At 46.6% G+C, this 12,476-nt stretch carries 7 protein-coding genes; 5 read left to right on the plus strand and 2 right to left on the minus strand.

Features of this window, described 5'->3' with window-relative positions:
• Positions 1–46 precede the first annotated feature (46 nt).
• Together H171_RS07415 and H171_RS07420 are read right to left on the minus strand one after the other, a co-directional pair.
• Positions 47–2,359 carry a hydratase gene (locus H171_RS07415; RefSeq protein ID WP_100304565.1) on the minus strand — a complete coding sequence of 771 codons (2,313 nt, stop codon included), beginning with the start codon at positions 2,357–2,359 and terminating at the stop codon, positions 47–49.
• 3 nt (positions 2,360–2,362) lie between these two features.
• Positions 2,363–3,694, minus strand: a complete 1,332-nt coding sequence (locus H171_RS07420) for a citrate synthase (RefSeq protein ID WP_100304566.1) — start codon at positions 3,692–3,694, stop codon at positions 2,363–2,365.
• Between the two features lie 378 nt (positions 3,695–4,072).
• On the opposite strand from H171_RS07420, the gene H171_RS07425 reads away from it, so the two are divergent.
• From H171_RS07425 to H171_RS07445, 5 genes are all read left to right on the plus strand, one after another.
• Complete coding sequence (locus H171_RS07425) at positions 4,073–4,852, plus strand: ClpP family protease (RefSeq protein WP_100304567.1); 780 nt, start codon at positions 4,073–4,075, stop codon at positions 4,850–4,852.
• Between the two features lie 62 nt (positions 4,853–4,914).
• Positions 4,915–7,593, plus strand: a complete 2,679-nt coding sequence (locus H171_RS07430; protein WP_100304568.1) for an FtsK/SpoIIIE family DNA translocase — start codon at positions 4,915–4,917, stop codon at positions 7,591–7,593.
• 126 nt (positions 7,594–7,719) lie between these two features.
• Positions 7,720–9,390, plus strand: coding sequence for a formate--tetrahydrofolate ligase (locus H171_RS07435; RefSeq protein WP_100304569.1), 1,671 nt, complete (start codon positions 7,720–7,722; stop codon positions 9,388–9,390).
• Between the two features lie 13 nt (positions 9,391–9,403).
• A complete protein-coding gene (locus H171_RS07440; RefSeq protein WP_100304570.1) occupies positions 9,404–10,870 on the plus strand; it encodes a UDP-N-acetylmuramoyl-L-alanyl-D-glutamate--2,6-diaminopimelate ligase in 1,467 nt (488 codons plus the stop codon).
• A gap of 97 nt (positions 10,871–10,967) precedes the next feature.
• Complete coding sequence (locus tag H171_RS07445; RefSeq protein WP_100304571.1) at positions 10,968–12,338, plus strand: UDP-N-acetylmuramoyl-tripeptide--D-alanyl-D-alanine ligase; 1,371 nt, start codon at positions 10,968–10,970, stop codon at positions 12,336–12,338.
• The last annotated feature ends 138 nt before the right edge of the window (positions 12,339–12,476 follow it).

Consider the following 12,476-nt stretch of genomic DNA (forward strand, 5'->3'; position numbering starts at 1 on the left):
CCTGGCTTTTATACCAGTTCCGTGTCCGGGGGTTATGTTTATATAGTTACTGCTGTTGGTTTTTGTTTCTATTATAATTAATCAGACATCCGGCCTTTACGATTTCCCGCTCTTCCGGGGTCATATCAGCAATGTGCAGTTCTATCTCATGAATCGGATTTCCTTCTTCGCTTTTCACAACGTAAGCTGGAATGTGTTCCATATCTCCGTCAAGAGCTTTGCGGATTCCTGGTACATAGATGAAATCCCCTACTTCAAAATCCGGCTCTGCATCAAGAAGGAAAGGAAGCATTCCCCAGTTCATAACATTGGAACGATAACGTTTCGTTGCATACTCTTTTGCAATATTAGCTAAGCCGCCCAGCACTCGCTGGCAGCTGGCTGCCTGTTCACGGGCAGAGCCATCACCCGGCTTTACTGCGTAAATCATACTTCCGATCTCGGTTTCCCCAACATTCAGTTCCCGCTGGTTTAAATAAGCAGTCAGGGCCTTAAAAGCAGATTCCAGTGACCGGTCAGCCTCTAAGGGACATGCACCTGCTTTCCTTACCTGCTCCAGCTCATTTACTTTCTTTGAGCGTTCCACGTATTCCGGATCGCGTCGGGACAATGTAAATTCCGCTAGTCCGAGAGGGTTGGAACGGTAGGAGGAGGTTTCTCCGGAGGGGATCAGTTCATCAGTGGTAGTGATCGGATCCATGATCTTTGAACATACCCGCAATATGATGTTATCCGTTAAGGTACTCATAGCCGGCCAGTCCTTGATATTTGGACCATAAATCAGGGGTACCTCAGGCTGAGCCTTTCCGAATCCCTGATACACCCTTCTCTCATAGGAAGATGGATCGAATTCATAGGCAGGAACCTGGTAATCCTCTCCATAGCCTTCCGCAGATGTGAGATAACCGCCGTTTGCTGCTGTTGCAGCAATGGAGCGGGCATCCATGAGAGCGACACAGGAAATCTGTCCGCTGCCAGGCTTGGAGCCTTCCCGGTTAGGGAAGTTTCTTGTGGTGTGGCGGATGCTTAAGGAATTATTGGAAGGTGTATCCCCTGCGCCAAAGCATGGGCCGCAGAATGCTGTACGGACAGTTGCACCGGCTGCCATCAGTTCTGAGATGGCTCCCTTTTTCACCAGATCCATATAAACTGGCTGGGAAGAGGGATATACAGATAAATTAAAGATGTCATTTCCGCAGTTTTTACCGGACAGAATATTGGCTGCAGCCATAACGTTGGAGTAGTTGCCTCCGGCGCATCCTGCGATCACTCCCTGCTGTACCATCAGCTTTCCGTCCACGATCTTGTCTGTTAAGGAAAGGTTTGCTTTGGAACTGCCCACAATGCGCTCTGCTTCCTTTTCCACAGTGCGCAGAATGTCTCCAAGGTTATTATTTAATTCGTTGATCTCATAGGTATTGCTTGGATGGAAGGGCAGTGCGATCATAGGCCTAATGGTGCTTAAGTCCACATAAACCACTCCATCATAGTAAGCCACTTCTCCGGGATTTAATTCTTTGTAAGCATCTCCCCGGCCATGAAGGTCCAGATAGGCTTTTGTGTCCTCATCGGTTCTCCAGATAGAGGAAAGGCAGGTGGTTTCCGTAGTCATAACATCCACACCGTTCCGATAGTCCGTATCCATAGAAGACACACCGGGTCCTACGAATTCCATGATCTTGTTCTTTACATAGCCGCTTTTAAAGACCGCTCTGATAATGGCCAGGGCCACATCGTGAGGGCCAACGGATGGAGCCGGGCTTCCGGTAAGATAAATGGCCACAACGCCGGGATAAGCAACATCATAGGTATCACGAAGAAGCTGCTTTACCAGTTCTCCGCCGCCTTCTCCAATGGCCATGGTTCCCAGGGCTCCATAACGGGTATGGCTGTCAGAGCCGAGAATCATGCGTCCGCAGCCGGCCATCATTTCCCGCATGTACTGATGAATGACCGCAATATGAGGCGGAACAAAGATCCCGCCGTATTTTTTAGCAGCGGAAAGTCCGAATACGTGATCATCCTCGTTTATGGTACCGCCAACTGCACATAAAGAGTTATGACAGTTGGTCATAATGTATGGAATAGGAAATTCTTTAAGCCCTGATGCACGGGCAGTCTGGATAATTCCTACAAATGTTATGTCGTGGGAGGCCATGGAGTCAAAACGGAGCTTTAGATGATCCATTTGATCCGAAGTGTTGTGATTCTTTAAAATAGAATAGGCGATGGTACCTTTTTTTGCCTCAGCTTTATCTGCAGCCTTTCCTGTAAGGGCAGCAACTTTTTCTGCTTCCTGATCCGGAACCAGTTCCGTTCCATGTACAAGATAAGCTCCGCCGTCATACAATTTTACCATATGCTATCGTTCCTCTCTTTTTTTATAGGAGATAGTTTCTCCTACGTATTTTGTCGCCGGACGCATGATTCTTCCGTCGTACAGCTTGTTTTCGATATTGTGCGCCAGCCAGCCTGCCATACGGGAGCAGACAAATAAAGGCGTATACATATCTTCCGGTATCTGTAACATATTATAAGCGAAACCACTGTAGAAGTCTACATTGTTTGACAGGGTTTTTCCGTTGCCAGCCAGGCATGCTTTGGCAACCTTTTCAAATTTTGTCAGGAATTCATATTCATCTTCCCTGTTTTTCTGTTTGGCAAGCTTTTCACAGCAGACCTTTAATAAATCCGCCCTAGGGTCGGAGACCGTATAAACTGCATGGCCAAGTCCATATACAAGGCCGGAATTATCATAGAAATCCTTAGATAGGATCTTCTGGATTACTCCCTTCATCTGGGCTTCGGTTGCCTTTAGACCGATTTCCTTTTCAATGGCCTTGATCATTTCACTGCAGCATATATTGGCGCCGCCGTGCTTTGGCCCCTTTAAGGAGCCGATGGAAGCGGAGATGGCCGAATAAATGTCGGTTCCTGTGGAAGATATGACTACATTGGTAAAGGTAGAGTTGTTTCCGCCGCCATGATCTGCGTGGATCATCAGCATCACATCCAGGAGATTCGCTTCCTGCTCGGTAAAGATCCCATCCCGGCGCAGCATGTAGAGAATATTTTCTGCCATGGAATATTCCGGCTTTGGATAATGTATGATCAGACTGTCTCTTTCATAGTAATGAACCTTGCTCTGGTATGCATAAACGGAAAGAGAAGGAAGCTTTGCCATGATATTGATTCCCTTTAGAAGTGTCTCATAGGGATCCACATTATCAGGCTCCTCATCATAATCGTATAGAGCCAGTATACTCTGCTGAAGGCTGTTCATCAGATTGCGGGAAGGTGTGCGGAGCATATTCTTCTCCAGAAACTCATCGGGGAGATGGTAGTTCTGGCTAAGGGTAGAGGTGAACTCTCTTAATTCCTTCTTAGAGGGGAGATAGCCAAAAAGGAGTAAAAATGAAGTCTCTTCAAAACCGTTACGTTCATTATTCTTTCCGTTTACCAGGTCGCCGATTTCAATTCCACGGTAATAGAGCTTGCCGGGAACGTTGACCTTTTTTCCGTCTTCGATTTCATAGCCTACTACGTCAGATACGCGGGTCAGGCCTACCCGTACTCCGGTACCGTCTTCGTTGCGGAGCCCTTTTTTTACATTGTGTTCCTTAAATAAATTGTTTGGAATATCCGTGAAATTAGAGGATTTGCCAAAGGTCTGAGCGATAAAAAAGTTGTTCATGAGACGATCTCTCCTTTTTTTTAGTTTAGCCACAGCCAAAAAGTCAGGTATCTGTTTATAGAAAAGCAGCGCAAAAGGATTACTCCGGCGCTGCCTCCATTGGCAAGAATGTGACTTAATTTATGTTGTTTGGTAGTTTACCATGTGGAAGTATCAAAGTCAATAACTTGTTACAATCACAATTAAAATATTGTAATTGCATAAGGTTGAAGACTGGCATTGATCGGAAGCATATTTTTATGGTTTTCTCCACATCATATGGAAATACCCCATGAATATTCCATGACAGCATGTAAAGAGGGCAGATTCCGCCTGGAACGCGTGGGTTAGTATAAAAGTGAAACTACCAAATCAACAGTGAAACAGGAGGTTTTTAAGGTGAGAGAGTATCAGCATAATAATGGGAAGAACGAAGATCCGGATGAAAGACAGAATCGGCCTGACGGCAATGCGCGCAAGGAAAACCTTGATGAAAAAAAGACAGAAAAGGATATAGAACAAAAAGAGGATGAAAAGCTGGAAGAATATGGCCAGATGACCCTGGATGATAACGCGAACAAGCGGAAAATCCATCTGATATCCATTATCGGTGAGGTGGAAGGCCACGAAAATTTATCCGGCAACAGCAAAGCTACAAAATATGATCACATCCTCCCGAAGCTGGCGGAGATTGAAGATGATGATTCCGTGGAAGGACTTTTGGTTCTCTTAAATACCTCCGGCGGAGACGTGGATGCAGGTCTCGCCATAGCGGAGATGATTGCTTCCTTAAGCATCCCGACCGTATCCCTGGTTCTTGGCGGAAGCCATTCCATTGGTGTTCCCCTGGCCGTATGCACGGATTATTCCTTTATCGTACCCACTGGAACCATGATGGTTCATCCCGTAAGAATGACAGGAATGGTAATTGGCGCCTCCCAGACGTATGAATATTTTGAAATGATACAGGACCGGATCTTAAGCTTTGTTTCCACTCACGCAGAGATCGCATACGACCAGCTAAAACGTCTTATGCTGAATACGGAAATGCTTACCAGAGACTTGGGAACCGTGCTGGTTGGCGAGGAAACGGTAAAAGAAGGACTGATAAATGAAGTGGGCGGAATCAAGGATGCTTTAAAAAAATTATATGAACTGATGGAAACTGCTTCCCGTTAATCGTTGCAATTCTCCCGATTTTTTTGTATACTGTTACCAACGGATAGAAGGGGGTAGTTATTGTGCCTGAGACAACGAAGAAACGTACAACAGCAAAAAAAGGAAAAAACGGGAGAACAAGAAATACCGCCGCCAAAAAAAATGTGATTTTACCGGAACCGGAATTTATCCATTCAGAAGTCGTGATCATTATGTCATTTTTGGCTGCGGCCATTCTGTTTTTTAGCAACTTTCATTTATGCGGCGTGGTCGGGGATTTTCTGCGGAGCATACAGTTAGGCATATTCGGAAGTGTGGGATATGTCGCGCCTGTGCTGCTGTTTGCAGGTACAGCGTTTTACATCTCCAACCAGGGAAATCCCAGGGCTGCTTTTAAACTGGCGTCTTTTATTCTGGCGCTGGTTTCTTTGTGTGGATTTTTACAGCTCCTTTTTGGAGCAAAGGCCGGCGAGGGAATAGGACTTGCCGACATTTATTTTGAAGCTTCCGTAAGCGGAAGAGGAGGCGGCATAATAGGAGGCCTTCTGGCAGGAGGGCTTGCCTCCATAATCGGCGTAGTGGGAGCCTATCTGGTGATAGGAGTTCTTCTTGTCATATCTGCAGTCTGCATTACGGAAAAATCGTTTGTAGATATTGTGAAAAAAGGAAGCGGAAAAGCATACCGCCATGCCAGGGAAAATATGGACATGCACATGGAAGTCCATGCTATGCGCCAGGAAGCCCGTAAACAGCTTTTGGAAGAGAAAAAGCTTCGGGGAGTCAATTTAGAGGCCACGAAGTTAGGAGAAGCCCAGGAAGAAAACTATGTGGAAGAGCAGGTTGAGGAAGTTCCTGACAATCTTGCCGATGAAATTATGGTCCAGGCGAAACGGCTGTCTGCCGTTACTGCTGTGGAAGAAGACGAACTCAATCCTGCTGATGTTTTCCGGGGCAGTTTTTCACCTGTACTGGAAGATGATGAGGATATTGTTCCCTTTGACCCCGATGTGGAAGGAACACCGTTTGCTGAGGCTCTGGAAGAACCTTCCATATATATGAAGAAAGAGGTCAAGACCTTAAAGGAATTGGAGTTTGTGGAAGAGGAGTTCTATCCTGAGGAAGGAAATGATACCTTTGCCATTCCGGAGGAGCCAAAACAGGTGGTAACCGCTTCCGGCAAGGTTATAGAAACGGATACAGAAGCTCTTCAGAAAAAACTGGAAAAGAAACGGGAAGAGGCAGCAAAGGAGGATGGGGGAAGTGTCAGCCTTGAAATCAAGCAAAAACAGGAGATTGTGAAACAGGAATATAAGTTTCCGCCTCTCTCCCTGCTTAAAAAAGGAAAATCAGCGGTCTTTTCCGACCGGGAATATAAGGATACGGCCATCAAGCTTCAGCGGACCCTCCAGAATTTCGGAGTTGGGGTTACTGTTACCAATATAAGCTGCGGACCCTCCGTAACCAGGTATGAACTTCATCCGGAGCAGGGGGTAAAGGTCAGTAAGATCGTAAGCCTGGCAGATGACATCAAATTGAGCCTGGCGGCCGCTGATATCCGAATTGAAGCTCCTATCCCGGGAAAATCGGCGGTGGGTATCGAGGTACCCAATAAAGAAAACCAAATGGTATACTTACGGGATATTCTGGAGGCAGACAGCTTCCAGAAACATTCCTCTAAAATTGCGTTTGCGGTGGGAAAAGACATCGGCGGCCAGGTGGTTGTCACTGACATTGCAAAGATGCCTCACCTTCTGATCGCCGGAGCCACTGGTTCTGGTAAATCCGTCTGCATCAACACCTTGATCATGAGCATCATTTTTAAGGCGGACCCAGAGGATGTAAAACTGATCATGGTAGACCCCAAGGTGGTGGAATTAAGCGTTTATAATGGAATTCCCCATTTACTACTCCCTGTGGTCACTGATCCCAAGAAGGCTTCCGGAGCCCTAAACTGGGCGGTGGCGGAGATGACGGACCGTTATAATAAGTTCGCTCAGTATAATGTCAGGGAAATTAAGGGATATAATAAAAAGGTTGAGAGTATAAAAGATATTGAGGATGAAGATAAGCCTAAAAAGATGCCTCAGATCGTCATCATTATCGACGAGCTTGCGGATCTGATGATGGTAGCTCCAGGAGAAGTGGAAGATTCTATCTGCCGTCTGGCCCAGCTTGCCAGAGCTGCTGGTATCCATCTTGTCATCGCCACCCAGCGTCCGTCGGTAAATGTCATAACAGGTCTCATTAAGGCCAATGTCCCCTCCAGGGTAGCTTTTGCGGTTTCTTCCGGCGTGGATTCCAGAACCATTATTGATATGAACGGTGCGGAAAAGCTTCTTGGAAAAGGCGATATGCTCTTTTATCCTGCTGGATATCCGAAACCTATGCGTGTTCAGGGCGCCTTTGTATCAGATTCCGAAGTCTCCAAGGTGGTGGATTTCTTAACAGAGCAGGGCATGACTGCAGATTACAACCCGGAGGTAGAAAGCATGATCGCTTCTGCGCCTGCAGGAGGAGAGATAAAGGGCGGCGGAAACGACAGGGATGAATATTTTGTCCAGGCCGGAAAATTTATCATTGAAAAGGATAAGGCTTCCATTGGTATGCTGCAGAGAATGTTTAAAATCGGCTTTAACCGGGCTGCCCGGATCATGGACCAGCTTGCAGAAGCCGGAGTAGTAGGAGAAGAGGAAGGCACCAAGCCCCGCAAGGTGCTGATGAGCCTGGAAGAATTCGATGAAATACTTTCCCAGGGTTATTAATATGGCTTATCTGAACTTGCAAAACAAGTGAAGATAAAAGGCGCTGTTTTTCAGCGCCATCCATCCGATTATCAGAAATTCCGATAATATAGAACCGTGTTATATACATAGAAGGAGGATTGGAGAATGAAAACAGATATTGAAATCGCACAGGAGGCCAAAATGCTTCCTATTAAAGACGTGGCTGCATCCTACGGAATCGGTGAGGATGAGCTGGAGCTTTACGGAAAGCATAAAGCGAAACTGACAGATGAATTGTGGGATCGGGTAAAGGACCGTCCGGATGGCAAACTGGTTCTGGTAACCGCCATCAATCCTACTCCGGCGGGAGAAGGGAAAACCACCACTACCGTAGGCCTTGGTCAGGCATTGGGGAAAATGGAAAAAAAGGCGATCATCGCTCTCAGAGAACCCTCCCTTGGACCATGCTTTGGAATTAAGGGCGGCGCGGCAGGCGGCGGATATGCCCAGGTAGTTCCCATGGAAGACTTAAATCTTCATTTTACCGGTGATTTTCATGCCATAACCTCTGCCAATAACCTGCTTGCAGCTCTGTTAGATAATCATATCCATCAGGGGAATGCTCTGGGAATCGATACCCGTCAGATTCTTTGGAAGCGCTGCCTGGACATGAATGACCGTGCCCTTAGAAATGTTGTGGTCGGCCTTGGTTCCAAAGCAGAAGGCTTTGTGAGAGAGGATCACTTTGTAATTACGGTTGCATCGGAAATCATGGCTATCCTTTGCCTTTCAAACGATATGGAAGATTTAAAAGCTCGGCTGGGAAGAATCATTGTGGCATATAATTATGCAGGGGAGCCGGTGACTGCCTCTCAGTTAAACGCAGTAGGAGCTATGGCGGCTTTATTAAAGGATGCGTTAAAGCCTAATCTGATCCAGACACTGGAGCATACCGGCGCCATCGTTCACGGCGGACCCTTTGCAAATATCGCTCATGGCTGTAACAGTGTTCGTGCAACAAAGACAGCCTTAAAGCTGGCGGATGTTGTAGTGACAGAGGCAGGGTTTGGTGCGGATTTAGGCGCGGAAAAATTTCTGGACATCAAATGCAGGAAAGCCGGATTAAAGCCCGATGCCATTGTACTGGTGGCAACCGTGAGAGCCTTAAAATACAACGGCGGCGTGCCCAAGGACCAGTTGAAAGAAGAAAACCTGGCTGCTCTTGAAAAAGGGATTGTCAATCTGGAAAAGCACATTGAAAATATGATGAAATACGGTGTTCCGGTCATTGTTACCTTAAATTCCTTTATCACAGATACAGAGGCAGAACACCAGTTTGTTAAACGGTTTTGTGAGGAGAGAGGCTGTGAATTCGCCTTATCCCAGGTATGGGAGAAAGGAGGAGAGGGCGGCATAGAGCTGGCCCAAAAGGTCCTTTATACCTTGGAGAATAAAGAAAGCAATTTTGCACCCATTTATCCTGATGAAATGGGGCTGGAAATTAAGATCGCTACAATTGCAAGGGAAATCTATGGCGCAGCTGGGGTGACCTATGCTCCGGCAGCTTTAAAAGCCATAAGAAAATTTGAAGAAATGGGCTTTGGCAGCCTTCCTGTGTGTATGGCAAAGACACAATATTCCTTATCCGATGACCAGACAAAGCTTGGGAGACCGGAAGGCTTTGATATTAACGTACGGGATGCTTATGTATCGGCCGGAGCCGGATTTGTGGTCATTCTGACCGGAGCCATTATGACAATGCCAGGCCTTCCAAAGAAGCCGGCCGCAGATAATATTGACGTAAATGAAGATGGAGTAATCACCGGATTATTCTGATTTGGAGGTTTTGATGAAGTTTAAAGAATGGCTAAAGGACTTAAAATATGAAGTATTGCAGGGTAGCCTGGACGTGGATGCAGAGGATGTCATTTATGACTCCAGAAAGGCCCGAAAGGGTGTTGTATTTGTCTGCATGAAGGGAACGAGAACCGACTCCCATGAATTTATCCCTGAGGTGGTGGACGCCGGGGTGGAGATCCTTGTAGTAGAACAAAAGACAAAGATCCCGGATGGCGTAACTGCCATTCTCGTACATAATGCCAGAGAGGCTCTGGCTTTACTTTCAGCTGCAAGGTTTGGTTATCCGGCGGAAAAGATGGTGACCATTGGAGTGACCGGAACCAAGGGGAAAACCACAACTACGCACATGATCAAGACAGTTCTGGAAGCCTGCGGGAAAAAAGTGGGAATGATCGGAACCACAGGTATTGTCATTGGTCAGGAAGTAACGCCTACGATGAATACAACTCCCGAGTCCTATGAACTACACCAGGCATTCACCCGTATGGTGGAGGCAGGCTGCGGATATATGGTGATGGAGGTTTCCTCCCAGGCCTTCAAGATGCACCGGGTAGACGGGATCTGTTTTGATTACGGACTGTTTACCAATCTTTCTCCTGATCATATCGGACCGGATGAGCACCAGGATTTTGAGGAATATCTTTTTTACAAATCCAGGATTTTTTGCTGCTCTAAAGTGGGCATCATGAACGGTGATGACGAGCACTGGGCTGAAGTGGTAAAGGATGCCACCTGCAAACTTTATTCTTTCTCCATGGATAAAAACGGAACCGACTTTAAAGCAGAGGACATCCGATACATCGCCCAACCGGATTTTGTGGGACTGGAATTTGACATCAAAGGGAGTTGTGAGCTTTCTGTCCGGGTGAATATTCCGGGACGCTTTAACGTTGCCAATGCATTAGCTGCAGTCAGTGTTTTAAGCTTTTTAGGGCTTCCAAAAGAGAATATCTGTCATGGGCTGGAACATTTAAACGTGAACGGACGTATGGAAATCGTATATGCCTCTGAAAAATGTACGGTAATTGTAGATTATGCTCACAATGCAGTCAGTATGGAAAGTCTGCTTACAACCTTGAGGGATTATCATCCAAAGCGCCTTGTCTGCGTCTTTGGATGCGGCGGAAACCGTTCCAAGGACCGGCGTATTACCATGGGTGACAGCGCGGGACGTCTGGCAGATCTTACGATTATCACTGCGGACAATTCCAGATATGAAAAAACGGAAGATATCATTGCTGATATCCGCGGAAGTCTTGAAAAGACCGGAGGAAAATTCATAGAAATTCCTGACCGCAGGGAAGCGATCCGCTACAGCATCATACATGCCGAACCGGGTGACATGGTTGCCATTATAGGAAAGGGGCATGAGGATTACCAGGAGATAAACGGAGTCCGCCATCATTTTTCAGACCGGGAAGAGGTCTTAAAAGCGGTGGATGCACAGCTTTCATAGGAAGCTTAAAAGGAAGGCCGGGCGATAAATAAAATGCCGGAAGCCGTAGGGATATGCGGCTTTCGGCATTTCCACGGTAGATGGAATGGAGGAAGCAATGATAAATATGACAATAAAAGAAATACTTTCAGCCACAGGAGGAAAGCTTCTTTGCGGAAACGAGAATACAGTTTTAGAACACATCAGTATTGACTCAAGATCGATGAGGGGAAATGATCTGTTTGTCCCTATCATTGGAGAAAAACAAGATGCTCACCGCTTTATCGGGCAGGCCTTTGACAATGGAGCAACAGCGACGCTTACCAGCGAGCATGACGCCATGGACTTAGCGAAACCCTGGATCCGGGTTGAGGATACAAAAAAGGCTCTTCAGGCCATTGGGAGCTATTACAGGGACCGTTTAACACTTCCTCTTGTTGGAATTACGGGAAGCGTAGGAAAGACCACTACAAGAGAAATGGTCGCTTGCGCCCTGTCTGCCCGTTATTCCGTCTATAAAACTCCTGGAAACCATAACAGTCAGGTGGGGGTGCCCATCACCTTATCGGAGATTTCGGCCGGGGATGAAATCGGAGTCATTGAACTGGGAATGAGTGAGCCGGGAGAGCTGACCGTCATTGCCAGGATTGCAAAGATCCAGATGGCTGTGATTACCAACATTGGCGTAACCCATATCGAGCAGTTGGGGTCCCAGGAAAATATTTACAGGGAAAAGATGACCATCCAGGATGGCCTTATGGATGGCGGAATCCTGTTTTTAAATGGGGATGACCCGCTTTTAAAAACAACAAAGGCAAAAGAAGGCTGTAAGACCATCTATTACGGAACAGGGGAAAATTGTGATTACAGGGCTCTGGATGTCCATCTTGAGGAGGGCTTTCCGGCCTTTACTGCAGTTTTTGGCCAGAAGAAGGTTCCTATACGGCTGGCGGTTATGGGAAGCCATAACGTGTTAAATGCCATGGTGTCTCTTGCAGTAGCTTCTGAATGCGGCATTCCTATGGAAGAAGCTTCAAAATGCCTTCAGGAATTCACCGGCTTTAAAAACCGTCAGCAAATCTATCATGTGGCAGGTATGACCATCATAGATGATACATATAACGCCAGCCCGGTTTCTATGAAAGCAGGTCTGGAGGTTTTAGGCTCTATAACAAAGGCGGAACGAAGGATCGCAGTATTGGCTGATATGAAGGAACTGGGAGAAAAATCCCCAGAATACCATTATGAAATCGGGGAATACATTGCAGAACATCCGGTATATGAGGTAGTGACTTTAGGAGAATTGGCAGGGGAGATCGCCAGAGCGGTGAAGGAACACGCTCCTCATATTACGGTTAAAGAATTTATGGAACCGGAGCTGCTGGTATCTTATTTAAATAAGGAGTTAAAGGAAGGGGACTGCGTGCTGTTTAAGGGCTCCAACAGCATGAATCTGGGCCCTGTAGCAGAAAAATTTTACCGGCCTTGACAGCCTTCAAAAGCTCATGCCTCATAAGGCGTACCTTTAAGCCCAAAGAACATGGGCAGAAAAAAGGAAACACTCTTCGAGTATACCTTTATGCCCAAAGAACATGGGCAGAAAAGATGAAACATCCTGCGGGTATGC

The sequence above is a fragment of the [Clostridium] celerecrescens 18A genome (genome assembly GCF_002797975.1).
GTDB classification, from domain to species: Bacteria; Bacillota; Clostridia; order Lachnospirales; family Lachnospiraceae; genus Lacrimispora; species Lacrimispora celerecrescens.

Coding starts and splice junctions, on each gene's coding strand:
- H171_RS07415 (WP_100304565.1), bottom strand. CDS start 2,359: ATGGTAAAATTGTATGACGGCGGAGCTTATCTTGTACATGGAACGGAA.
- H171_RS07420 (WP_100304566.1), bottom strand. CDS start 3,694: ATGAACAACTTTTTTATCGCTCAGACCTTTGGCAAATCCTCTAATTTC.
- H171_RS07445 (WP_100304571.1), top strand. CDS start 10,968: ATGATAAATATGACAATAAAAGAAATACTTTCAGCCACAGGAGGAAAG.
- H171_RS07435 (WP_100304569.1), top strand. CDS start 7,720: ATGAAAACAGATATTGAAATCGCACAGGAGGCCAAAATGCTTCCTATT.
- H171_RS07440 (WP_100304570.1), top strand. CDS start 9,404: ATGAAGTTTAAAGAATGGCTAAAGGACTTAAAATATGAAGTATTGCAG.